Annotated in this window: 17 protein-coding genes and 1 pseudogene; 6 read left to right on the top strand and 12 right to left on the bottom strand. The window is 66.8% G+C overall.

Annotated elements, in window-relative coordinates:
- Positions 1 to 99: 99 nt before the first annotated feature.
- The 6 genes from DAT35_RS03185 to DAT35_RS03160 all read right to left on the bottom strand — a co-directional run bounded on the left by DAT35_RS03185 (position 100) and on the right by DAT35_RS03160 (position 8,681).
- Positions 100 to 975 (bottom strand): alpha/beta fold hydrolase, encoded by an 876-nt coding sequence (locus DAT35_RS03185; RefSeq protein ID WP_108065364.1) that lies wholly within the window; start codon positions 973 to 975, stop codon positions 100 to 102.
- A gap of 24 nt (positions 976 to 999) precedes the next feature.
- Positions 1,000 to 1,821, bottom strand: a complete 822-nt coding sequence (locus DAT35_RS03180; protein ID WP_108065363.1) for a TetR/AcrR family transcriptional regulator — start codon at positions 1,819 to 1,821, stop codon at positions 1,000 to 1,002.
- Positions 1,822 to 1,934: 113 nt separating this feature from the next.
- Positions 1,935 to 2,996 (bottom strand): SCP2 sterol-binding domain-containing protein, encoded by a 1,062-nt coding sequence (locus DAT35_RS03175; protein ID WP_146209553.1) that lies wholly within the window; start codon positions 2,994 to 2,996, stop codon positions 1,935 to 1,937.
- Between the two features lie 34 nt (positions 2,997 to 3,030).
- Positions 3,031 to 3,636: a GrpB family protein gene (locus tag DAT35_RS03170; protein WP_108065361.1), complete on the bottom strand. Its 606-nt coding sequence runs from the start codon at positions 3,634 to 3,636 to the stop codon at positions 3,031 to 3,033.
- Positions 3,637 to 3,683: 47 nt separating this feature from the next.
- Positions 3,684 to 5,843: a S9 family peptidase gene (locus tag DAT35_RS03165; protein ID WP_108065360.1), complete on the bottom strand. Its 2,160-nt coding sequence runs from the start codon at positions 5,841 to 5,843 to the stop codon at positions 3,684 to 3,686.
- A 195-nt stretch (positions 5,844 to 6,038) separates the two neighbouring features.
- Positions 6,039 to 8,681 (bottom strand): fibronectin type III domain-containing protein, encoded by a 2,643-nt coding sequence (locus DAT35_RS03160; RefSeq protein WP_108065359.1) that lies wholly within the window; start codon positions 8,679 to 8,681, stop codon positions 6,039 to 6,041.
- Positions 8,682 to 9,307: 626 nt separating this feature from the next.
- On the opposite strand from DAT35_RS03160, the gene DAT35_RS03155 reads away from it, so the two are divergent.
- The gene (locus DAT35_RS03155; protein WP_233261270.1) at positions 9,308 to 10,042 is read left to right on the top strand and encodes a hypothetical protein; all 735 of its coding nucleotides are present in this window, start codon (positions 9,308 to 9,310) and stop codon (positions 10,040 to 10,042) included.
- Here DAT35_RS03155 and DAT35_RS03150 read toward each other — a convergent pair.
- Both DAT35_RS03150 and DAT35_RS03145 read right to left on the bottom strand, forming a co-directional pair.
- The gene (locus DAT35_RS03150) at positions 10,005 to 11,435 is read right to left on the bottom strand and encodes an amidase (protein ID WP_108065630.1); all 1,431 of its coding nucleotides are present in this window, start codon (positions 11,433 to 11,435) and stop codon (positions 10,005 to 10,007) included. The genes DAT35_RS03155 and DAT35_RS03150 overlap by 38 nt on opposite strands.
- Positions 11,436 to 11,494: 59 nt before the next feature.
- Positions 11,495 to 13,303: an FAD-dependent oxidoreductase gene (locus DAT35_RS03145; RefSeq protein ID WP_108065629.1), complete on the bottom strand. Its 1,809-nt coding sequence runs from the start codon at positions 13,301 to 13,303 to the stop codon at positions 11,495 to 11,497.
- Positions 13,304 to 13,431: 128 nt separating this feature from the next.
- Here DAT35_RS03145 and DAT35_RS03140 point away from each other — a divergent pair.
- From DAT35_RS03140 to DAT35_RS03130, 3 genes and pseudogenes are all read left to right on the top strand, one after another.
- Positions 13,432 to 13,641 (top strand): annotated as a pseudogene (locus DAT35_RS03140) (DUF5953 family protein); the annotation flags it as partial.
- A gap of 453 nt (positions 13,642 to 14,094) precedes the next feature.
- Positions 14,095 to 15,993 carry a hypothetical protein gene (locus DAT35_RS03135; protein ID WP_146209552.1) on the top strand — a complete coding sequence of 633 codons (1,899 nt, stop codon included), beginning with the start codon at positions 14,095 to 14,097 and terminating at the stop codon, positions 15,991 to 15,993.
- A gap of 235 nt (positions 15,994 to 16,228) precedes the next feature.
- Positions 16,229 to 18,598 carry a GH92 family glycosyl hydrolase gene (locus tag DAT35_RS03130; protein WP_108065356.1) on the top strand — a complete coding sequence of 790 codons (2,370 nt, stop codon included), beginning with the start codon at positions 16,229 to 16,231 and terminating at the stop codon, positions 18,596 to 18,598.
- Positions 18,599 to 18,622: 24 nt separating this feature from the next.
- Here DAT35_RS03130 and DAT35_RS03125 read toward each other — a convergent pair whose 3' ends face one another.
- Complete coding sequence (locus DAT35_RS03125) at positions 18,623 to 19,276, bottom strand: hypothetical protein (protein WP_108065355.1); 654 nt, start codon at positions 19,274 to 19,276, stop codon at positions 18,623 to 18,625.
- Between the two features lie 78 nt (positions 19,277 to 19,354).
- Positions 19,355 to 20,110, bottom strand: a complete 756-nt coding sequence (locus DAT35_RS03120; RefSeq protein ID WP_108065354.1) for a bifunctional 2-polyprenyl-6-hydroxyphenol methylase/3-demethylubiquinol 3-O-methyltransferase UbiG — start codon at positions 20,108 to 20,110, stop codon at positions 19,355 to 19,357.
- Positions 20,111 to 20,276: 166 nt separating this feature from the next.
- Here DAT35_RS03120 and DAT35_RS03115 point away from each other — a divergent pair, with 166 nt between their 5' ends.
- Together DAT35_RS03115 and DAT35_RS03110 are read left to right on the top strand one after the other, a co-directional pair.
- Positions 20,277 to 20,897, top strand: coding sequence for a hypothetical protein (locus tag DAT35_RS03115; protein WP_108065353.1), 621 nt, complete (start codon positions 20,277 to 20,279; stop codon positions 20,895 to 20,897).
- Positions 20,894 to 21,133: a hypothetical protein gene (locus tag DAT35_RS03110; RefSeq protein ID WP_108065352.1), complete on the top strand. Its 240-nt coding sequence runs from the start codon at positions 20,894 to 20,896 to the stop codon at positions 21,131 to 21,133. The genes DAT35_RS03115 and DAT35_RS03110 overlap by 4 nt, the downstream gene beginning before the upstream one ends.
- Positions 21,134 to 21,227: 94 nt before the next feature.
- Here DAT35_RS03110 and DAT35_RS03105 read toward each other — a convergent pair whose 3' ends face one another.
- Together DAT35_RS03105 and msrA are read right to left on the bottom strand one after the other, a co-directional pair.
- Entirely contained in the window at positions 21,228 to 21,983 is a 756-nt protein-coding gene (locus DAT35_RS03105) for a helix-turn-helix transcriptional regulator (protein WP_158501529.1), read from the bottom strand.
- A 228-nt stretch (positions 21,984 to 22,211) separates the two neighbouring features.
- The gene (msrA, locus tag DAT35_RS03100; RefSeq protein ID WP_108065350.1) at positions 22,212 to 22,871 is read right to left on the bottom strand and encodes a peptide-methionine (S)-S-oxide reductase MsrA; all 660 of its coding nucleotides are present in this window, start codon (positions 22,869 to 22,871) and stop codon (positions 22,212 to 22,214) included.
- Positions 22,872 to 22,990: the final 119 nt, after the last annotated feature.

Genomic DNA, 22,990 nt, shown 5'->3' with positions numbered 1-22,990 from the left:
GGCGCCCAGGGCAAGGGAGTGCACACTCGTGGTCGGCTGCCTGGGCCCGTGCCGTCATGGGGGAGCAGCCAGGCACACCCGGCGAGCGGGTTCCGAGCGTCAGCTCGCGAGCAGAAAGCCGCTGATGCGCTCCGACAGCCAGCGCCGGAAATCGTCTGTCGTTGGCGGACAGTGACGGCAATCCTTGATGAGCTCCTTGCCGGCGAGCGATGGAAAGAGCTCGGGCGCACGAGCGAGCAGCCGTTGACCCGGAAAGCTCACATCCCTGTCCGCGCCAAGCACGAGCGTGGGCGCCGTCAACCCCTCGAGCTCCTCCGGTGTCGCCAGCGCGGGCACCCGCATGTCCATGTTGTATGAGCGGAGGGCATCACCCAGATAGGGCACCCAGTCATCATCCGTGGTCGTGAGCATGTGACGGACGAACGCCTTCAACCGCTGCTCGGAAGGCGACATGCGGTAGAGCATCATCGGGATGCCCACCTTGGTGAACCCCTCCCACGACGAGCCGTTCACCACGCCCGCCGGAACGAGGAGGACGAGTCGATCGATACGCGCCGGCGCGACGGCGGCGAGGCGGATGGCGACGAAGCCGCCCCAGCTCACCCCCACCACGTGCGCCCGCGGAAGCGAGAGCCCATCCAGGACGTCCGAGAGCCACTCACCGTACTCGTTGTTGGAGACCGAGGGCCGCGCGTCCGCGCTCTTCACCGACTGGCCCACGATGTCGACCGCATGGACCCGGAAGCGCTCGAGCAGCGGGGCCAGCTCCCCCAGCACGTGCGCCGAGCTCGCCAACGCACCGTGAAGCAAGACCACCGGTGGCGCGCCCTCCGGTCCTCCGACGAGGACGTGGGTGTCTCCAAACCGGGTCTTCACGCTCCTGCTCTCGGTCGGCACCTTGATCCGATCCCGGAAGCGGTCGAACCACTGCGAGAGCACCGCCTTCGCCTGCTCGCCTTTGAACGCGGACCTCATGATCTTCTCCTCCTGGACGGCTTTTCACCCGGACGCAGGCCCTCGAGATGTCTGTTTCCTGGATTCGATGAGCATGCCGATCCCATCGAGCACGCGGCGCAGGCCGAACTCCAGCCCATCACTCTCGGACGGGCCGAAGGCCCCCCCCGAGAGCGCGGACACCAGCGCCGGGTAGCGCTCGCCGTGCGTCTCCAGCAACCTCGCGACAGTGGCCACCCACTGCTCTTTGGTGAGGGCCTGCTCGTCACGCGGAATGTCCACCGAGAACTGCGCGGCGATCCGGACGTGGCCGTTGATCACCAGGAACGACTCCATCAACTCCCTGCCCGCGAGGCCGGTTCCGCTCAACGCGGCCAGCGCGGCGTCCAGCCAGCCCAGCTCGTTGGGTCCCATCACCCGCAGGCTGCCCGTGGCCTCCAGGAGCCAGGGGTGCTGATGGAAGACAGCCCAGAGCCGACGCGCCCAGTGCTCGAGCCTGGGACGCCACCCTCCTTGAATTCCGTCCAGCTTGGGCGGCTCGCCGATCGCCGCGTCGATCATGAGCGCGAAGAGCTCGGCCTTGCTCGGCACGTAGCGGTACAGCGCCATCGTCGTGAAGCCGAACTCGCTCGAGACCCGCTGCATCGACACCGCATGGACCCCATCGGCGTCGGCGATCTCGATGGCGGCCTGAACGACCCGGTCGACACTGAGGCTCGGCTTGGGCCCCCGGCTCGGCGGCTCCGCCTCCCCCCAGAGGAGCGCCAGCTCGCGCGCCTGGGCTTCGAAGACATCCCCCTTCTTCGCGGCCCCGCGCGTTCCCTTCGGTGCCTTCCGGGGCCGTCCCTGCCGCTTCTTACCGTTCATCACGAAACTGTGTATAGCTCGCGCCAAATGGTGTGCCACATCCACGGTTTCATGAACACCAAGGGAGCGCTCGACCCTCGCCTCCCAGGATGCCGAGCACTCGGGCCCGCGCCTCACGCCAGCAACTGACCGATCTGCCCCGCCAGCTCGAGATCGAGCGGCTCGAACTCCAGCGCACCAGAGAGGACGGCCATCTTCGCGTCCTTCCGGCCGGTGGCGATCTTCAGGAAGTCGCTGTCCGCACAGCGCACCGTCACCCGGGGCTCCCCCTTCAGTCCCTGGCCGACCCAGCGGTCAGCGCGCGTCAGGTCCACGGTCCACTGACCGCCCTCATCACCACGAATGTCCAGGTGGATGACGGCCTGGATGTCGCGAGCCAGCTCGTTCCTGGCCTTGATACGGCGCGGCAGCTCTCGCTCGATCAGGGTCCGCACGGTGAGAGGCGCCTCGGCACCTTCCTCCGGCTCGGAACTCTGAGCAGCAGCCTTGCGGGACGCCTTCTTCGCGGCGGCCTTCTTCGCGGTGGCGGGCTTGCCCAGGGGCTTCTTCTCTACCGCCTTCTTCGTGGTGGCCTTCTTCTTCGCCGCCGGAGCCGCGGCCCTTGCCTGCTCGGGCTCTTCGTCCGGAGACGGCTCCGCGTCCTGCGCCTTCGCTACTGCGTGGATGTCGGCCTCGTTCTTCTTCCGGAAGTTGTTGAAGGCATCCTTGGAGAAGAGCGAGTTGCCCTCTTCCTTGGCACGCTCGAAGACCTGCTTCAGCTCCTCCTTGCTGGCGTCCGGGTTCTTGAAGTACTCCATCGCCACGCGGCCCATGGCCCAGTTGGCCGCGAAGGCCGGCACCACGGTGAGCAGCGCGCCGAAGACCGGCAGCAGGGCCTTGATGCCCTGCCGAGCCAGGAAGCCCACGCCCGCGGTGGCGCCCAGCTCGAGGATGAGATCCTTGGCGGAGGCCTTGTCCACCCTCCGCCCGTAGATGTGCCCCACCGTCATCACCATGCCCGTCTGGATGGGCAGCATCAGCACCACGTCCGAGAATGGGATGGGAGAGATGGCCACCACCGCGGACGCGTAGGAGCACAGGTTGATGACGTCCCGTGCGGCCTTCTCCCTTTCCTGCGCGGACACCTTGCTGAAGTCCCGCGTCCGAATGTCATCCAACGTATCGAGCCACGACATGGGCACCCCCTTGGACAAAGCGTTAGACTTCCACTCATCGTCTCGAGCTATCGGCGGCGCGAGCAGCCTCGGCACGCGCCATGATCTCGGCAATCACCGTCGACTTGGCATCGGCGTAGTTCTGCACGTACTTCCAGGTGCGTGACGCCAGCTCTCGTTTCGTGGCGGCGTAGAGCTCGCGCTCGGCCTCGTTCGAGCGCAACCAGTCACGCATCATCAGCATGCGGCTGATCTCCCTCGAACCGATGGTGAAGACGTGCATGTTCACGTCGGGATGGGTCCCTTTCAAGAGGCGATGCTGCTCCCACTCCGGTTCGCGAATGCGGAGCTGGTAGCCAACCGCCTCCAGGGCGGGAACGTAGGTCGATTCATCCCCGGAGTCCGCCACGGCGACGATGATGTCGATGATGGGCTTCGCCATCAAACCCGGTACCGACGTGGACCCGGCGTGCTCGATCAGGAGCGCCCGGTCCCCCAGCGCCGCACGAATCTTCTCCGCTTCCCGTGCGAACAGCACCGGCCATTCGGGATCGTAGTCGACGAGCAGGATCTGACCGTTGACCTCGGTCGGCGCACCGATCGTCGCTTCCCGCAGTTCATCCTCCGTCGTCGGTTCTTGTGCCCGGTCGCGCTCAGCCATGGCAACGCATCCTCCCGCCTCCGTTCGAACATCGGAGCATCCGGCCGCTAGAGATTCTCCTGGAAGTAGCGTACCAGCCTCGCCCAGACCCGCTCGTTCATGGCGGGATCGGCGACCATGTGTGTGGACCCGCTCAGCGGCAGCACCTCGTGAGGCTTGCCGGCGCGGAACAACGCATCGGAGAGCTTCAGCGTGTGCGAGAAGAAGACGTTGTCATCGGCGGTGCCATGGATGAGCAGCAGCTTGCCCATGGGCTTGTCCGCCTTCGCATAAGTGAGCAGCGAATTCTTCTCGTATGCATCCGGGTGTTCCTCCGGCAGCCCGAGGTAACGCTCGGCGAGGTGGCTGTCGTAGTCGCGCCAGTCCGCCACCGGGGCGCCAGCGACCGCGGCCTTGAAGACATCCGGGCGCGCGAGCACCGCCAGCGCGGACATGAACCCGCCGTGGCTCCACCCCTCGATGCCCACGCGCGTGAGGTCCATCTCCGGCACCTCGGCGGCGAGCGCCCGCAGCGCGGCGATCTGATCGTCGAGCACGCCGGCGAAGTCGAACTTGATCTTCCGTTCCCACGCGCGGTCGCGCAGCTGCGTTCCACGGCCATCCAGCTTCACCACGAGGAAGCCCTGGTCCGCCATCCACTGAGAGATGAGGTTCATCGCCATGCTCTGGTGGACCACCGGGTAGGCGGCCCCGTAGATCTCGACGATGACCGGCAGCTTCACGCCGGGCTTGAAGTTCCGGGGCCGGATGATCGAGGTCCAGAACCGCTCGGGCCCGACCTGCCGCAGCTCGAACCGGGGCTCATACGGAGGCTCGCGCGCGACCGAAGGCAGCTCGCCGAGGCGCGTCCCGTCGGAGCGATGGACGTACACCCGGCGCAGGCTCGAGGGACCTTCGGTCGTGACGACGATCAAGCCGCCCCGGGCGGAGACGACCGCCCGTTCGAGCGCGGGGCCGCCCGAGGTGATGCGCTCGGGCTCACCGCCGCCCTTGACCCGCCACAGGTACCGCTCGGTCGGGTTGGGCCCGCCCAGGAAGTACAGGACGTCTTCCTTCGGCTGATAGCGCACCAGCGTCTGGAAGCCGGCGCCCGGCCTCACCAGCGACCGCGCCAGGCTTCCGTCGGCGCGGCGGAGCTCCACTTCCGAGGCCCCATTGCGCTCGGTGGACCAAAGGAAGCCACTGCCGTCCTCCAGCCACTCGGGGAAGGTCTGGTCCAGCGCGAGCCACGCGTCGTCCTTCTCGACGAGGAGCGGGCGCGTCTGGCCCGTGCGCGGATCCGCCGCGAGGAGCACCTCTTCCGTCTGCGTGCGGTTCTGTACCAGCAAGGTGAGCGGGCCCGACTTCGGCCACCTCACCGTTGCCATGTAGGGGTACTTCTCCGCGTCCCATTTGACTTCCTTCGCCGGGCCACCCGCGACCGGCACGACGAAGAGCCGCACCCGGGCGTTCGGCTTGCCGGGCCGTGGGTACGCGAACGGTTGGGCGCCCTGCTCCGGGCTCGCCGGGTCGATGATGTGGATCTTCTCGACGCCGGACGTATCGGCCTCGGCGTAGACGATGTGCTTCGCGTCGGGGCTCCACCAGTAGCCGGTGAAGCGGTACATCTCTTCCTGCGCCACGAACTCGGCGAGGCCGTGCGTCCGGTCGGGAGTGCCGCCACGAGTGACCCGGCGCTCTTCGTTGGTGGCGAGCTCGACGCGGAACACGTCGTTGTCGCGGACGTAGGCGACCTGCTTGCCGTCGGGCGAGAACTGCGGGTCGATGACACCCGCGCCCGCGTTGAGCTGGGTGCTCTTCCCGGAGCCGCGCTCGACGACATAGAGCTTGCCCGAGAGCGAGAGCAGCACCTTCCGCCCATCGTTGGAGAGTGCATACGAGGTGAAGCCGCGGCCTGTGACGCGCATGCGCTCACGGCGCGCCTTCTCCTCGGGGGACAAGGTCTCCTGCGCGCCCGCGATGACGCTCTCTGGCGTGAGCAGCTCGCGAGTTTGTCCGGTGGCGACGTCAAATGCAAACAACGAGCTCACGCCGGACGTTGGCGGGCTCCGGAGGAAGAGCACCGTCTCTTCGTCGGGCGTGATCCGCACCGCCGCTGGCCGGCCCAGGTTGAAGTAACGCGTCTCCGCGAGCTGCCGGAAGAGGGAGTCGGATTCAGAGGGTGCGGCAGCGCTCACCAGCGCGACCACGGCTAGCAACGGGATCATGGGGCAGCCGAGTCTGTCAGCCACTTCTGCGGAACGCCCGCGGTTTCGTGGCTCAGCAGAGGACCTCAGGGCCCCATCCCCCACCCCAACCGGAAGATTTCAAAGAAACTGCGATCGGCGGACGCGAAACGGCCCACTCCCGCCGCGAAGCTGCTCGGGGGAGTGGGCCGCTCGAGTCGAGACCTCTACAGACCCTTAAGGCTTGGTCCAGGTGTACGTCGGAGTGTCGTACTGCGCGCCGTTCTTGTTGTAGGTGAACGAGTACGAGAGCGTCACACCCGAGGTCAGACCGTTCACGGGGGTCTCCCAACGGCCCGTGCCGCTGTTGTACGTCATGGTGACGTTCTGCTGCCCGAGGCCCGGGTAGCTGTAGTGGATGATGACGTAGTTCGCCGTGAAGCCGGTGGGCACGAACCACGTAAGCGCCTGGGTGGAGCTGACGCTGCTCGCCCCGTAGGTGAACTCGCTACCAGTGCCGCCGCCGCTCGACTGCGTGGTCGCGCTGGCGGTGTTGCTGGCGGCCGAGACGTTGCCAGCCGCGTCCTTCGCCTTGACCGTATAGCTATAGGTGGTCGAAGCCGTCAGCCCCGTATTGCTGTACGACGTCGTGGTCGACGAGCCAATCAGCGTACCGTTGCGGTAGATGTCATAGCCGGTCACGCCCACGTTGTCCGTCGAAGCACCCCAGCTCAGGTTGATCTGGCTGCTCGACACGGCCGTGGCCGTCAGGCTCGCCGGAGCGGTCGGCGCCTGGGTGTCGCTCCCAGCCGGAGTGGTGGCGCTGGCGGTGTTGCTGGCAGCCGAGACGTTGCCGGCCGCATCCTTCGCCTTGACCGTATAGCTATAGGTGGTCGAAGCCGTCAGCCCGGTGCTGCTGTACGACGTCGTGGTCGACGAGCCGATGAGCGTGCCGTTGCGGTAGATGTCATAGCCGGTCACGCCCACGTTGTCCGTCGAAGCGCCCCAGCTCAGGTTGATCTGGCTGCTCGACACGGCCGTGGCCGTCAGGTTCGCCGGAGCGGTCGGCGCCTGGGTGTCGGTCGGCGGCGGCGTCCCTGTGCCCGCGTACTCAGCAACGGTCTGCCTCATGGCATCGGCGGGAGTGCTGCCGTAGACCCTGCCACCGGTATTGTTGATCACGTGGGTGATCTCACTGCCCGCCATTCCATTCAGCCAGATGGTGGTCATGTGGTGGATCTTGATGCCCGGGTAGTTGGGCGCCTCGATCGCAGTGTTCAGCTTGACGGCCGCGTCCCGGAAGTAGGAGTACACACCCAGACCCCACGCCTCGTGCGTGGTCACCGTGTCGGCAATCTTGTACGACGCGTAGCCGTTCACCGCGCCATTCATCCACGACGCCTGGTTGGGGACGTCGTAGGGAATCTCGGACTGGTAGAAGTACACCCGGCCGCCATTGCCGTTCCACAAGGTCTGATACTCTTCGTGGTGCTCGTTGAACAAGCCGTAGATCGTGACGTTCTTCCCGTTCACGACGAGGCCGTTCTTCGTGATGTTGGTGTTCCAGAAGGCGCTCTCTCCGTGATCCGCGCGCCACAGCCAGAGCTGATCACCCACGACGTTGTTGCTGTTGATCTTGATACCCACGTCGTTCCGCCCGGGGAACGCCCCACCGGTCCGGACGGTCAGATCGTACAGGAAGGTCGGGTTGGCCGAGTGATCGATCGAGCTGCCCGTGGGGCCGACTTCCAGGAGGCTGGCGGAGTTGACCGTACCGGCCTCGAGGATCATGCCGCCGATCTTCACGCCAGGCACGTCGGCGACCGAGATGGCCGGGGTTCCACTCGTCGGAATCAGCGAGGGAACACCAATGCCGAGGAGGATGGTGTTGGCGTTGTTGACGCGAAGCGTGTCATTCAGCGAGTAGACGCCCGGGGTGAACAGGATGTGCTTGCCCTGGCTCAGCGCGCTGTTGAGGCTGGCGGCGCTGTCCGTCTCCGGACGGGCAATGTAGAACTGGGAGATGGGGAGGGACTGTCCCGGCGTGGGGCCCGCGGCCCAGCTGGTGCCCTGGGTATTCGTCTGCAGGTCCGGGACGAAGACGTAGTACTGCCCGCCGCTGGTATAGAGGTAGGGCTTCTCCCGGATGACCGGCGTCCGGTCGACGATCGTGTAGGGCGGATCCGGCCACGAGGCGGCCGGCGTATTGACGCTTCCCACGAACACCATGTTCCACACGGCGTTCGACCAGCTCCCCCACTTGCTGTTTCGGGAGAGCCATTGCTGCTGCGAGGCGGGAACGACGGTCGAATCTACGAGGGAATCGGCGAGAAATCCGCCGCTGGCCCAGCCGGCATTCCAGTTCGCGTCAAAGTCGAACAGGTGCAGCTCGCCCTTGACGTGCAGGCGCCGCAAGGGAGCGGCCTGTGAAACGGCGATCCGCGTGACGCCGTTGGACGGGGTGACGGCGAAGTTCTCGAGGGTGCGCCAGAAGTTGCAGGTCGCGTTGGCGTTGGGCATCCACTGGGCGTTGACGTTCACCCCGCCGTTGATGTTCACGTCGTCCGGGTTCTGTCCCAGACCCGCGACGTGGGTGTAGAAGCCCACGTTGAAGGTGACGTTATACGTGCCCGGCTTGAAGAGCAGCGCATACCGGTCGGTGCCAAACTGATTGGCCTCCATCTTGGTGAAGACCGTATTGGCGACATTGTTGATGTCACCCGCCGCCATGGTCGGATCGAAGACGTAGACGCGAGGGCCAAAGATGGTGGTGTTCGCCTGGGAAATAGGCGTCTGCGCTTCGGCCACACCCGGATAGGCCGCGCACAGGCCCGCCGCTGTGGCCAATGCGGAAATCGTGGATGCCACTTTTTTGATCATTGCATTCTCTCCTGGAGAGTGAACCGCTCGGGTTGAAGCCTTTCAGACTGTCAGGGTTGGGGACGGGTGCTACGCCAAGGTTTCTGGCAAGAAACGAGCGTCACGCCGGCTCGGACGCGAGCCGCGTGGGAGTCCCTCCATCCGGAGGCATGTCCTTGCCTCGGTCTGCGTTTCGCGCTGCGTCAAAGCACCGCAGCTCAGCTCGAGGCTGCTCCGTGCTTTCCACAACAGACTTAAAGCAGATTATCCGGCGAGTAAAGAGATCTTTTGAAAGCGCAGTCAAATAGTGATGGCAGCCTTGTGCGAAAGGCTAGAAATCGAGGGTGATGGCCTCGTGCGTCAAACCCGATGGCAATTCCGCTCAATAGTGGACACTCATAGGGTTTGACGCAGCCAGACAATCCTTCTTCGGGTGGGTGTCGTCATTGACGCAATGTGTTGTTCCAGGTGGCGCACCCATTCCGGGTCCTGCATCGCGTCGCATTTCCGGTCCGCGAGCGAGACCACTCCCGTGGATGGCGAAATCGCTTTCAGCGGGGGAAGTGCCCTGAGGCGGGAGTCACTTCGAGTTGGAGGTTTTCCTGGAAGTGGCTGTAGCCTCCTGCGTTTCGAGGAGGGCTCGCCAGGTGTTCAACGGTCTTCGGTGGTTGGAATCGCTGCTAGAGCGCGTGGGTCTCGCGGGCGTGGTGGGTGAAACGTACGAGACGCTGCGGGACTACGTCCTGGGCAGACAGCCCGGTGAGTCCCTTCGTCCGATGAGAGACACCCCTTCGGTTGCTCCGCGCGGGGAGGTGCACGAGGTCCCAGAGCCCGTCGTGTCGCTCTCACTCCCGCCGCTGCCAGCCACGGGACGCATGGAGGTGCGGCGAGCGGAGACCTGGCGCGAGGCGTCCGCCGGGTCGCGGAAGGCGCCGCGTGCGAAGAAGGTCGCCAGGCCGAAGAAGAAGGCCAGGCCCACCGCCGTGCGCAAGACGGCCTCCGAGAGCCATAAGAAGACCGCGGTGGGGAAGACACCCGGCCCGGCGCGGGCCCCGGCTTCGGAACCGGAGGATGCCGTGGGAACGCTGGTGGACGCGCTACGGGCCCATCCCAAGCAGGAGGAGTTGGTGGCGGCCGGGCGACAGAAGGATCAACTCCTGCGCTCGCTCATTCCGCTCTACCTCGCGCGGAGCCTGGACGTGGAGGTGACGTCGGGTACGACCTCGCGCTTCTGGGGTGAGCTCGGCGTGACGTACGCCGCCCCGAATGCGGCCAAGGCGCTGCGCCTGCACACCGGCTTCGCGCAGGACACGAAGAAGGGCAAGGCGATCACCTCCAAGGGCATCAAGTATGTCGAGTCGGCGCTGGCCCAACGCCGCTGACACCGGGAATCGAATAGGGCGCCCAATGGTCCTTCCATGGGCGCGCCTGTTCGAGCTGGTACGCGAGGCCGAAGAGCAACGCGTCAGCACCCGGGGCCGCGGCGAAGTGTGTGCCGATGGGGAGACCGTCTTTCGGGAAGTGAAGAGGGACGGACATCCCGGGGCACCCCGCGATGTTGTGGATCGGCGTGTAACCGACGGCGCGCCCCGTGCGGCGGATCAGCTCTTCTCGTCCGAGAATCGGCGAGAGGTGCCCGATGAGCCACGGCTCGGTGGCAATCGTCGGCGTGAGCACCACGTCGTACCCTCGTGTCGTCTCGAGATAGGTCTGCACCGCCTTCGCGAAGGCGGCGCGCGATTGTGGCAGCGCGTCGGGACCTCGCGCGAGGAAGGTCTCGACCAGCGCCCAGGTGAATGGCTCGAGCTCATCGTTCTGCACGGGCATGCCACGCAGCTGATCGACCCTCTCGACGATGTCCGCGATGGCCGCACCCGCAACGAGGAAGAACGCGTCGCTCAGCACGGGAGCGTCGAAGCCAGGCGGCGCGATCGGCTCGACCCTGTGACCGAGCTCGGTGAGCAGCGCCACCGCCTCATCGTAGGCGCGGCGGACCGCGGGCTCCGGCTCCGCCCCCATCATCGTCCGCGTCCAGGTCGCGATGCGCAGCTTGCGAGCGATCGGCTCACGCACGAAGCCGACGGGCGCACCACTCGAGCGATCCTCGGTGATCGATAGGAACAGTGCGCTGTCACGCACGGAGCGGCTGATGCAGTGATCGCTCGTCATGTCCCCGAAATCCGAGCTGGCGAAGCTCGCTGGCACCGTGCGGCCCCGGCTCGGCTTGAAGCCGAAGAGACCACACGCCGACGCGGGGTTGCGGATTGAACCGCCCCCGTCGTTGGCGTGCGCGAGCGGGACGAGCCCCGCGGCGACGGCAGCCGCGCTTCCGCCGGACGAGCCCGTGGCCGAGCAGGCGAGGTTCCACGGGTTGTGTGTCACGCCCTCCAGCAACGTCTCGGTGCTGCCGAGCAGACCGAACTCCGACAGCGCGCTCTTGCCGACGCACACGAGCCCCGACTCTTCGAGCCGCCTGCCGTAGGGCGTCTGCTGCTGGGCGACATTGGCCGCGAACAGCCGTGAGCCCATCGACCAACGCAGACCTGGCCACGGCGTGGAGTCCTTCACCAGGAACGGCACCCCGGAGAATGGCCCCGAGCTCGCCGGACGGGGGCGCTCGCGCTCGACCGTGACGACCGAACGCAACAGCGGATTCAACGCCTCGATGCGCGCCATGCACGCGTCGAACAACTCGGCCGCCGAGACCTCTCCCCGAGCACACAGCTCCGCCTGCGCCATGCCGTCGAGGCGGGCCAGAGACACCAACGCCTTCATGAACACCCCCGCTCTGAAGCGGCAACGACATGCTCGTGATCGCCGTCGCGGTCAAGGCCTCACTGTGGCGGCAAGGCAGCGCCAGGGGCGCCGGCCCCCTGCTGCGCCCCCTCGCCCGGGTGCACCGTCTCGGACGGCCCGTGCATGCTGGTGCGCCGGGATTCGGACGCGGCGGCGGAGGCCAGGTAGGCGTGCAACTGCGCCACCACGGCCGCGCCCTCGCCGATCGCGCTGCCAACGCGCTTGACGGAGCCTGAGCGCACGTCGCCGATGGCGAACACACCGGGCAGGCTCGTCTCGAACGCGAGCGGCACCCGTCCGGCGGCCTCCCAGGTATCCGCCTGGAGCGGCTCCTCGCCGAGCTCCGCGCCCGTGCGCACGAAGCCCTTCGCGTCCAGCGCTACACCGCAGCCCGCGAGCCACTCCGTGGCCGGGTCCGCCCCGATGAAGAGGAAGAGGTGGCGCATGTCATGCTCCTCCTCGTGCCCGCTGGGCCGGTGCCGCCAGCGCACGCGCTGCAAGCCGCGCTCGTCCGAGCCCTCCAGCCCAACCACCTCCGTCTCCATCATCAGCTCGATGCGAGGAGACGCGGCCATGCGCTCGATGAGGTAGCTGGACATGCTCGCGGCGAGCACCCGGCCGCGCACGAGCACACGGACCCGGCACGCGTGGTCCGCGAGGAACACGGCCGCCTGGCCCGCGGAGTTGCCACCGCCCACGAGCACGACCTCCTCGCCGTCGCACATGCGAGCCTCGATGGGGCTGGCCCAGTAGAAGACCCCACGGCCCTCGAACCGGCCGAGGTTCGCGAGCGCGGGACGGCGGTAGCGTGCACCGCTGGCCACCACCACAGTCCGCGCGCGCACCTTCCGCCCGTCGGTCAGCGCGAGCGTGAGCGGCGCGCCAGAGGCCTCGCAGCGCAGGGAGGCGACCTCTGCCGGGATGGCCATCTCCACGCCGAACTTCTGCGCTTGCACGTAGGCGCGCGCGGTGAGCGCCTGGCCGGTGATGCCGGTGGGGAAGCCCAGATAGTTCTCGATGCGCGCGCTCGCACCCGCCTGCCCCCCGAAGGCCCGCAGGTCCAGGACGAGCACCCGCAGTCCCTCGGAGGCCGCGTACACGGCGGTGGAGAGCCCCGCGGGGCCCGCGCCCACCACGGCGACATCATAGAGCGTCTCGAAGGCCGCCTCCGGGAGCAGTCCGAGCGCCCGGGCGATGGTGCGCTCCGAGGGGTTCTTCAGGACCGACCCATCGGGGCACACCACGAGCGGGAGCTCCTCCTCGCGCGGCGAATAGCGCTCGATCAGCGAGACCGCCTCGTCGTCCCGCGCCGGGTCCAGCACGAGGTACGGGTGGCCATTGCGCGAGAGGAAGCCCTCCAGGCGCACCATGCCCGCGCACTCGAGAGGGCTCACCAGGACGGGCCCTCCCCCACCCGTCTCGATCAGACCCACGCGACGCAGGATGAGGGCGCGCATGATGCGCTCGCCGAGGTCCGCCTCCGCCACTAGCAGCGCGCGCAGACGAGGCGGGGGAATGACCAGCGCTTCCACCTCGCCCACCGCGTGAGCGTCAACGAGCGCGGGGCGTCCGGAGAGCTGGGCCACCTCGCCGAGAAACTGTCCCGGGCCCTCCTCCACAATGGGAATCGAGTGCCCCAGACCATCGCGCCGGGAGAGGGCCACGCGGCCCTGGACGAGCACGAGCATCCCGGGGCTCGGCTGCCCGGCCGCCACGAGGCATTCCCCATCACGGAAGCGCCGAACTTCACCGAAGCGTTGCATGCGCTCGCGATCCCGGGCGTCCAGGACGGGGAATATCTGGGAGCGGCGCGACTCGAGGTGCGGAGGAAGAGGTGGGGGAATCATGATCGTGCCCAATGCATGGACACGAGACGCGCGAGTGACACGAGCGCGGGCATCCACCTGAGCCCTCGCCCGGATGCTCCCCTCAATTACCTACCACTGGAGCCCGAGACCGCCCCGGAGCGAGCAACTACTGGTCGGCCGCTGCCGCACGGGCCATCGGCTTTCCGGACCCCGCCCGCGACGCGGATTTGCTCTCACGGGCGCGGCGCACCGCGACGGGCGGGTGGGTCGTGCAGCTCACCGATGCGCCGCTCGACCTGGACAACCCTACTCACCTGGATGCGCTCAAACGGGCCTACGAACGCTTCCCGGAGATTGGCGGGCACTCCACCCCTTGAGGCTCGGCACGGCTCGCGGTGGCCGTGCTCAGGGCGCCGCCTTCTGGCTCACCAGGGATGGCGGTGCACCTGGTGGAGCGGGTGTTGCCGCACGTGCCCTACCGGCAGTGGACGTGGATCAATATTCCATCCATATCAAGTTATTATTACCCTTCTACAAGCACGTCAGCTACGGAGCCTCGGGCAACAAGCTCGCCAGCTGCGAGCGCTATGCCGTGAGCACGGCAGGTGGGGCTCCCCCAAACAGGAGCGGAGGAGGCGAACGTGGCACCCCAAGCAGTTGGGTGTGTTGCTTTGGAAGCAATCGGGAAAGCGTCTTTTCCTTGATTCCCAGGCAACAGCGGAGCCATGGGTTGCCCTCCCTCCCGAGTATGGAAGGCTTCTGGCTTCCCTGGCTCGCTCCCTGCATTGGCGTCTGTTCGCTGTTCCCGTCTCGTTTCAAGGAACCCCCTCATGTCCAATCACCCCCGTATCGCCACCACGGCCTCGCGCCGTGGATGGAACATCCTTGCCCTCTGTCTGGCCACCGCCTACGCGCTCGCGGCGAGCCCGTCCGCGCACGCGCAAGACAAGGAGCCCGAGCCCATCCCCGAGGAGGAGGTCTACCAGGAGAAGGTGCTCGACCAGGGCGAGGGCTGGACGTTGCGAAACATCAGCGGCTACACGGTGGATGACACCGGGGAGTACTTCTCACGGGACGTCTACACGGTGAGCGACCCGAAGGCCGTCTTCGAATTGTCCTTGAGCAATGGATTGCGGGAGGAGATCGTCGCCGAGTTCGAGCGGTCCAAGGAGAGAGGCGAGGAGGGACTGGTGCTCTCCGTGGACAAACGGATCGCCGACGAGATCGCGATCTCCGAGGAGATGGGTGAGTTGACCCCTTACCTCAAGCAGATCGCCGAGTCGGCGGAAGACGGGAAGGTGGGGCAGCGCCTCGCCTCGTGCTCGAGCGTCCTGCACAGCTGGAGCAAGAGCTTCTCATTCAATACACCCATCGGCGCCTCCAAAAACTTTGGAGGCGGGTTTTCCGGCTCGCTCAGCACCACGGGCAACATCTCCGGCGGCGCCACGGGCGAGGTGGTGACAGCCACCAAGCGAGTGAAAATCTTCGGGGCGTGTATTCCCTATTCGGTCGGGTTCGACCACGCGCACATCTATGGCAATGCGGCGGTGAGCCACGGTACCACGGTGAATGGCACGCTCAACTACGGCTTCAGCTGGTCGGACGAGATCGCCAAGCCCTATCTCGGCTCGGTGACCGCCTGGGTGGGCCCCCTCCCGGTGCATATCGGCTTCAACCTGCCCATCAACCTGGGACTGGACATCAACGCAAGCGCCTCGGGCACGGTCGCCTACAATGGCCAGCAGACGGCCACGGGTAGCTTCGATTACACCTGCAGCACCGGAGGCTGCAGCGGTTCCGCCAGCTACAGCCTGGGCAGCGCACCTACGCCCCAGCCGGTGACGGGCAGTGTGTCTGGCCACATCTATCCCACGGTCTGGGCCCAGGTCGCCGTGCGTGCCTACCTCTATAATGAGTGGCTCGCCCACGCGCAGGTAGGCGCGCGTCCCTACCTGTACGGCGACCTGTGGGGCTACTACGGCAACACGTGCGGTGACGCGGATGGCGACGGCACCAACGAGACGGTCAGCGCAAGCACCTTCGATCTGGACTGGCAGCTGTTCATCACCGCGCGCGCCTCGGCTGCCGGATACTCACAAGACTGGAACAACCTGTGGAGCACCTCGCGCAGGCACATCCGGTTCTGGGATCTCGTGGGCACGGGCTCCACGGGCTCCACCGCGTTTCGCCCCCTGCTGCTGGGGCCCTCGTCGGTGCCGATGAACAACGCGGCCCCCTACACCACGAGAATGCGCCCCTGCTGGCCCTACTCGGACCCCGTGAGCTTCAAGTTCACCTGGGGGGACGGCACCCTCTTCCCCTTCACCGCGGCCCCGAGCACCCCGACGACCCAGTTCAAGTCCTGGAGCTACACGGGACCCAAGACGGTGCAGGCCGCGGCGCTCAATGACAGCCATGGCCGGGTGCTCAACGCCTACACCGCGCGCTCCATCAACGTCACGGCCAGCACGCCCACCTGGACGCAGTGGATCAGCCGCGATGACGCCGGTGGCTACGGCGACTTCGAGACGCTGGCGGCGATCCAGAGCGAGGGCTACGCGGTGTGTTCCAACCCCATCGCCATTGAGTGCCGGACAATCAGCGGCGTGCCCTGGAACAGCACCGGTCAGGTCTATTCCTGCTCACTGCCCACCGGGGGATATTGCTACAACGCTCAGCAGTCCAATGGCATGTGCCAGGACTACCAGGTGCGCTTTCTCTGCCCCTGAGCCCTGAGACCCGGCGCCCCCTCCGCGGCGAGCGAGGGGACGAGAAGGCACATCATCGCTAGAGCGTTCTGGACGCACCATACCAGGGGGCTCTAGCGTCCGCTCCTCTACCGCTCGCCGCAGCAGCGACTGCGCTGGCCGGAGGTGGACGCGCCGGAGGCCTCGCCCCGCATGTTTCCCTCTTCCTCCGAGGTGGAGCAGAGGTAGCTTCCGGAGCATGCGGAGGGAGAGAACCATGTGGAAGGACCGTCATCCACGCCTGTCCGGCGCGTGCCGCCGTGGCGTGTTCGTGTTCATCGCCATATTGGGAAGTCTGACCGCGGCGTCCGCCAGGGCCAGAGCTTCGGACAAGGCCTGCGACTCGGTGGATCCCTTCATCGGAACGGGAGGTGATGGCCACACCTTCCCCGGTGCCGTCGTGCCGTTCGGGATGATCCAGTTGAGCCCCGACACGCAGATCCGCCATTTCCGCGAAAGCTACAAATGGGCGTCGGGCTATCGCTACGACGACGGCACCATCCAGGGGTTCTCCCATACGCACTTCTCCGGCACCGGGCACTCCGATCTCGGCGACGTGCTGGTGATGCCCCTCGCAGGCGAGGTCCGGTTGGAGCCGGGCGACCCGGACAAGCCGGGCAGCGGCTACCGCTCGCGCTTCAGCCATGACGACGAGAAGGCCGAGCCCGGCTACTACGCGGTCACCTTGTCGGACCCTGGCATCCGCGCCGAGCTGACGGCAAACCGGCGTGTCGGCCTGCACCGGTACCGGTTCTCGAAAGGGACTCCCGCCCACCTGCTGATCGATCAGCGCTCGAGCATCTACAACCATCCCGGCAAGGTGCTGTGGTCGCGCTTGCGCGTGCTCAAGGACGGGACGGTCACCGGCTTCCGCGAGGTTCGCGGTTGGGCACCGGGCCGGCCCCTGTTCTTCGCCATGCGCTTCTCACAGCCCCTGACCGGACACGCGCTGCACAACCGCGAGGAGAAGATCGAATACAAGGGTTTCTCGACCCCGGGCCGAGGAACCGCCGAGCGCGCGCAGCTCGAGGGCCGGGAGCTGGTCGGCGTGTTCGACTTCGGCGACCTGAAGGACCGCGAGCTGCTGGTGAAGGTGGCGATCTCTCCGGTGAGCGAGGAGAACGCCCTGAGCAACCTGGAAGGCGACATGCCGGGCTGGGACTTCGATGCCACCCGGGCCGCGGCGCGCGAGGAGTGGCGGAAGGCTCTCTCGGTGGTCGACATCGACGCGCCGGCTCCGATGCGGAAGATGCTCTACACAGCGCTCTACCACGCGATGATCGCGCCCAGCTTGTTCACCGACATCGATGGCCGCTACCGGGGCCCCGACAACCAGGTCCATCAGGCAGAGGGGTTCTCGTTCTACTCGACGTTCTCGCTGTGGGACACCTACCGCGCCGAACACCCCCTGCTGACGTTGCTCCAGCCCGAGCAGCGCAACAATGACTTCATCCATTCCCTCATCGCATCCCAGCGGGTGAGCCCCTACGGCGTCCTGCCGGTCTGGCAATTCCACGGGTTGGAGACGTGGTGCATGATCGGCTACCACGCGGTGCCGGTGATCGCCGACGCGTACATGAAGGGCATCCGCGGTTACCCGGCGGACCAGGCGCTCGAGGCGATGGTGGCCAGCGCCACCTACAAGCCCTACGGCGGCCTCGAGCACTACATGGCGCTCGGCTATGTGCCGATCGACCAGGAGCCGGAGGCGGCCTCCAAGACGCTCGAGTACGCCTACGATGACTGGACCATCGCGAGGATGGCGCGCGCGCTGGGGCGCGAGGAGCTGGCCGCCCGGTTCGAGAAGCGCGCGCAGAACTACCGCAACGTGTTCGATACACGGACCGGCTTCGTGCGCGCGCGCAAGTCCGATGGCAGCTACCGCGAGCCGTTCGATCCGGCCGCCGTGGGTTACGGCAGTGACTACACCGAAGGCAACGCCTGGCAGTATTCCTGGTACATGCCGCAGGACACCGCCGGGTTGATCTCGCTGCTCGGCGGCGACGCGAAGCTGGTCGCGAAGCTGGATTCCGTCTTCGACGCCCGGGTGTCCGCCGAGTCGTTCGCGCACGTCGAGGACATCTCCGGCCTCATCGGCCATTACGCACACGGCAACGAGCCGAGCCACCACGTCGCCTATCTGTACAATTACGCCGGGCAGCCCTGGCGCACGCAGGAGCGCCTGAAGCAGATCGTCGACAGTCAGTACAAGGCGGCGACCGATGGGCTGGCCGGCAATGACGACTGCGGTCAGATGTCGGCCTGGCTGGTATTCACCGCGCTCGGCTTCTATCCGGTGACACCGGGCAGCAACGAATATGTCATTGGGCGTCCCTTCGTCGAGCGCGCCACGCTGGAGCTGCCCAATGGCAAGCGCTTCACGATCGTGGCCGAGAAGCTCGGAGATGCCCATCCGTACATCGGCAAGGTGACGCTCAATGGCAAGCCGCTGGAGCGCAGCTACGTGCGCCACGAGGAGCTCCTGGCGGGCGGCGAGCTTCGCTTCGTGATGCAGGCCAGACCGGACAAGACCTGGGCCACGAAACCGGGCAGCCGGCCCTACTCCATGTCACCCTACTCGCGCTGAGCCACGACGCCTCCCTCCCGCCGCCTACAGTTCCACGCCGAGCGTGAAGACACCGTAGGCGTCCTCCGAACCCGGGTTGAACCAGTACGCCGCCACCGAGAGGTGCCGGTACGCGAGCCCGATGAGGAAGCCGCGTTGGAACTGGATGCGCGTCTGGACCACCCTGGTCCGCTGCACGGCGAAGCCAGCGCGCGCCCATTCCACCGGCCAGAGCGAAAGCTCCGACCACTCATAGAAGAAGCTGGCGCTCGGCTCCACGAGGTCGAAGACGTACTCGCTCTCCGAGGAGAGCGCGAGCTTCCAGAAGGAAAGGTCGAGCTCGAGCCCGGGCGCGACCCCGCTCATCCCTCCGAAGACCCCGCCGACCATCGGCGTGAGCTCGAGCCGGAGCTTCTCGCCGAAGCCGAAGTTCCACCCGAGGAAGACGGAGGCGGCGTGGAGCTGCTCGTAGTTGTAACGGGCCTCGAGGGCCAGGGGGCCGCGGTTCACATGCGCGCGTCCGACGACGTAGCCCGTGTCATCGGGGAGGATGTAGAGGCTGCCCTCGCCGCCGAACGACCATCGCGGCGCTTCCGTATCCCCGGAGGCGGGAGCATCGCTCGCGGAGGCGGGCGCTGCGGCGAGCAGGAGCCCGAGCAGCGGCCCTCCGAGGCCCGCGGAGAGAGAGAGAGCGGACATGGCCCGCCCTCAATCTGGGGAGGTATTTCAGAGAGGAAAGCGCCGAGCGTTCGTGCGCCCGGTTCCTCGGCCTGATGCCTACTGTTTGGGGAGGAGGATGAGATCCTCGTCCTGCTCCAGGCGATAGACGCCGTCGGGGCCGCGGCAGCGCTCGGCATGCGCGCGAAGCTTGTCATCGAGCTGGCGCGCCTCGTCCTCGCTCAAGGCGGCGAGCTGCTCGTGGGTGTAACAGTCCTCGAGGACCAGGAAGCGGCAAAGGGTGTACATCTCCTCGAAGCTGGAGGCGGAGAAGCCATTCATGGCCGCCGCGACCTCATGGGGGATTCGCTTCTCTTTCAGGAGCTGAATGAGCCGCTCACTGACCGCCTCCGTCGGAGCGAAGTCACAATGCATCTGGTAGCTCTGCCCGCGGGCAGCGCCGAGGACCAGCAGGCAGGCCCCTCCCGGGCGGGTGAGCGCGAGCAGCCTGTCGATGTACCCACCCCAGTCCGCGAGGGGCACGTGGTACAGGACGTGGGAGCAGAGCACGAGGTCATACTGCTCCGGTGAGGCATAGTGCTCCAGGAGGCCGTGAAATATCTTGGCGCCCGCGAGCTCGAACCCGCGGAGCTGGTCCGGATTGGGCTCGATGAGGGTCAGGGAGCCAAACAGCGGTGCGAGCCGTCTGGCGACCGTGCCCGGCCCCGCGCCGACATCGAGCAGGGAGGGCCGCTCGGGCAGCCGGGGCAGGACGCGCTCCTGGATGAGCCGCGCGATGTTCTCGTGATGTCTGGAAGTCCTGGTCAGCAGGCGGAAGGCCGTGGCGTAGTCCTGGGGCGACAGCGTGATGTTCATGCGAGCTCTCCTGGGTCGCGTACCCGAAGAGCATGCCAGAGCCCGGAGTGGTGAAGACGGGCTTCTTCCGATGAGAGGTACTGACACCCTTCATTCTGGTTGGGTAGATTGCATCCCCCCGGGTGCTGTTCGAAGCACCCATTCCCGTTTCCACTACGAGGTTCCCATGAAGAGAGTCGTCGGCGCCCTGTTGCTCTGTGTCCTGGTCACGTCTGGTTGCGTCTCCACTGGAGCGGCCACCCATCCGCCTCCCGCGCCGCTCATTTCGCGGTGCGATGCCACGCAAGCCCAGATCTCCGCTGAGGCGGATCAGCGCGCCAGCCCCTGGAACATCGAGAAGCACGTCGCCAAGAACTTCCCGGGCCGCCAGGTGTCGTGGCTGATGAAGGACAGCGCCTACCAGACGTTCGTCGTCCAGACGAACGCGAAGAACTTTGGCCGGTGCAACGACACCGGCTGTTACCTGTTCGCGGCGCCCGCGACCGTCATCCAGCATGCCGTCCAGGAGTCGATGAAGGACGGCAAGCATGACCCGGCGGTCCTCGGCAAGGCGCTCGGCCTGCCGGCCAAGAACTTCGAGGGGACGCTGCGGATGATGACGCTCGATCTCGATGCCGCTGGCGTCTGCGTGCGCCTGCCCGTCGACAGCGATCCGGGCGTGTGGAAGTGCACCAGCGCCGAGGACACGGATTGTTTCAAGTTCGGCGGGTACACCTCCGGTGGGGTGCCGGAGGCGATGGTGATCAACGCCCCGGTCGCGCAGGCCCGGGTCGAAGAGGTCCCGTGAGCGACGAAGAGGTGCTGCTCCAGAGCCCGCTCCTGTACAGGCTGGTGCGCGACAGGAGCGGGGCGCTGATCATCGAGGTGGTGGTCGGCGGCATCGCGATGTCGGCGGTGCGGGTGCGCCTGAATCCGCAGGAGACGGCCGCCTACGCCCGGGAGGGCCAGGCCTTCGCCGATCGTCTGGCCAAGGCCATCATGGCGGACCCACCATTCGGGGGACGTGCGGTGGACGTGCCCTAGTTCGTCACCCTGCCCTGCCCCACCCTGTCCCCCGTTTGGGCGGCGTGCCGGGTGGGGCAGGACGAACAGCCCCAGGGACCTGGCCTGCCGGCCCTCAGCGGTCGACGATGCCACCGGGCGTGTAGCCGAGCAGGCGGCGGCACGTGCGCGAGAAGTGGGCGTGGTCCGAAAAGCCCGCCGCCGTCGCCGCGGTGGTCAGCGAGACGCCCGACAACGCGATGCGCAGCGCGCGGACGAGGCGATTCCACAACAGCCAGGTGCGCGGCGAGATGCCGATGTCGCGGAGGAAGAGCGCGCGGAAGTGCTGGATCGTCACGCCGAGGTGCGATTGCAGCTCGAGCTCCCCGCCGTCGGCATCATCGAGGTGAGCGCGAAAGCGCTCGAGGGCGTACTCGACGCGCACATCGAAGTTCGCGCGGTGGAGGGTGCTCGGAAACGCGATCGCCTGCAGCTCTTCACCGAGCGCGTCGAGATGCCGCGGGCTCTCGAGATAGCACCGCGTCGACCAGGCCAGGTCGCGCAGCCGGCGCGCCGTGGCCAGCTCGATCGGCACTGTGCCGCCGAGCGCCCGTGTGCTCGCGTTCGGCTCGCGATTGTGCTCCGGATCGAGCAATACCGAAATCACCGGGCCTCGGCTCACCACACACGAGGCGATGTCGCTCGGAATCACTACCACCGGAGCACACACCTGGAGACCGGACGGTTCGCGCACGCTCACGTCGGCGTCGAGCCCGACGATCAGCTTGATCGCGTGCGATTGATGGAGTGTGGTGTCGAGATCGAACGAGAAGCGGGTGGCGCGAGCGTGGCTGATCGTGATGAGGGAATGTGCTTCGTGCCTGGTCTTCACTCTCGTTGATTCCCTCCCCTGCGCCGGGGTGTTGCCAACATTGAAAACCACTACTGCCAGGGAGTCATGGGGCGTCGCTCGTAAGCAAGTTGCATCATGAGAGGCAAGAGGAAGTCAACCCATGGGAATGTATCGATTCTCGGCCCGGGTGTTGACCAGGCTGGCTGACACGTCAGCGTGCCGCGTTCACCTGCTCGAGCGTAGCGCGCAGCGCTAGGGCGTGAGCGCTCAGTCGCGCATGTAGTGGCAGGTGTAGCCGTCCGGGTTCTTCACCAGGTAGTCCTGGTGGTACTCCTCGGCGGGAGTGAACTCGCCCGCGGCGACGATCTGCGTGACCACCGGACGCGGCCACTTGCCCGAGGCGTTCACCCGGGCCTTCACCGCCTCGGCCACCCGGCGCTGCTCGTCCGACAGGTAGAAGATGGCCGAGCGGTACTGCGTGCCCACGTCGTTGCCCTGGCGGTTGAGCGTCGTCGGGTCGTGCATGCGGAAGTACCACTTCTCCAGCAGCGCCTCGTACGTCAGCAGCTTCGGGTTGAAGACGATGCGCACCGCCTCCGCGTTGCCCGTCTTGCCCGTGTGCACGTCCTCATAGGTGGGGTGCGCGAACGCCGGTGAGCCGCCCGTGTAGCCCACGTCCGTCTTGATGACGCCTGGAATCTTGCGCAGCAGATCCTGCATCCCCCAGAAGCACCCGCCCGCCAGGTACGCCGTCTCCGTCGTGGCCGCCTGGACGTCGGCCCGGGTGGATGTCGCGTCCGGCGGCGCCCCCCGGGCCTCGGTGCACGCCCCCGACACCACGAGCACCGCCAGCGCCACGGGCAGGAGCAGGCGCGCCCCCCTCGGCGGGGCGGAACGGACACGGGGCGAGACAAGGGAAGAAGACATGGTCGCGGACCTCCAGGCGCGCCCGTCACGGGCGCTCATCCCTTTGATACGCAGCCGCCGCGATCCGGTTTCAGGCTTTCGTTCGCGCCAGGTGCCCACCGAGCCGCCTCGTAGTCGAC

Origin of the sequence: Vitiosangium sp. GDMCC 1.1324 (genome assembly GCF_003044305.1) — a bacterium.
GTDB lineage: Bacteria > Myxococcota > Myxococcia > Myxococcales > Myxococcaceae > Archangium.
The sequence above is the reverse complement of the archived record's forward strand: the minus strand, read 5'-3'. Positions and strand labels throughout refer to the sequence as shown.

What these genes read in the sequence shown, in the direction of transcription:
- DAT35_RS03125 (WP_108065355.1), bottom strand. Translation starts at nt 19,276, where the DNA reads ATGTCCGCTCTCTCTCTCTCCGCGGGCCTCGGAGGGCCGCTGCTCGGG.
- DAT35_RS03165 (WP_108065360.1), bottom strand. Translation starts at nt 5,843, where the DNA reads ATGATCCCGTTGCTAGCCGTGGTCGCGCTGGTGAGCGCTGCCGCACCC.
- DAT35_RS03175 (WP_146209553.1), bottom strand. Translation starts at nt 2,996, where the DNA reads ATGTCGTGGCTCGATACGTTGGATGACATTCGGACGCGGGACTTCAGC.
- msrA (WP_108065350.1), bottom strand. Translation starts at nt 22,871, where the DNA reads ATGTCTTCTTCCCTTGTCTCGCCCCGTGTCCGTTCCGCCCCGCCGAGG.
- DAT35_RS03115 (WP_108065353.1), top strand. Translation starts at nt 20,277, where the DNA reads ATGAAGAGAGTCGTCGGCGCCCTGTTGCTCTGTGTCCTGGTCACGTCT.
- DAT35_RS03160 (WP_108065359.1), bottom strand. Translation starts at nt 8,681, where the DNA reads ATGATCAAAAAAGTGGCATCCACGATTTCCGCATTGGCCACAGCGGCG.
- DAT35_RS03120 (WP_108065354.1), bottom strand. Translation starts at nt 20,110, where the DNA reads ATGAACATCACGCTGTCGCCCCAGGACTACGCCACGGCCTTCCGCCTG.
- DAT35_RS03170 (WP_108065361.1), bottom strand. Translation starts at nt 3,636, where the DNA reads ATGGCTGAGCGCGACCGGGCACAAGAACCGACGACGGAGGATGAACTG.
- DAT35_RS03145 (WP_108065629.1), bottom strand. Translation starts at nt 13,303, where the DNA reads ATGATTCCCCCACCTCTTCCTCCGCACCTCGAGTCGCGCCGCTCCCAG.
- DAT35_RS03135 (WP_146209552.1), top strand. Translation starts at nt 14,095, where the DNA reads ATGTCCAATCACCCCCGTATCGCCACCACGGCCTCGCGCCGTGGATGG.
- DAT35_RS03130 (WP_108065356.1), top strand. Translation starts at nt 16,229, where the DNA reads ATGTGGAAGGACCGTCATCCACGCCTGTCCGGCGCGTGCCGCCGTGGC.
- DAT35_RS03150 (WP_108065630.1), bottom strand. Translation starts at nt 11,435, where the DNA reads ATGAAGGCGTTGGTGTCTCTGGCCCGCCTCGACGGCATGGCGCAGGCG.
- DAT35_RS03180 (WP_108065363.1), bottom strand. Translation starts at nt 1,821, where the DNA reads ATGAACGGTAAGAAGCGGCAGGGACGGCCCCGGAAGGCACCGAAGGGA.
- DAT35_RS03185 (WP_108065364.1), bottom strand. Translation starts at nt 975, where the DNA reads ATGAGGTCCGCGTTCAAAGGCGAGCAGGCGAAGGCGGTGCTCTCGCAG.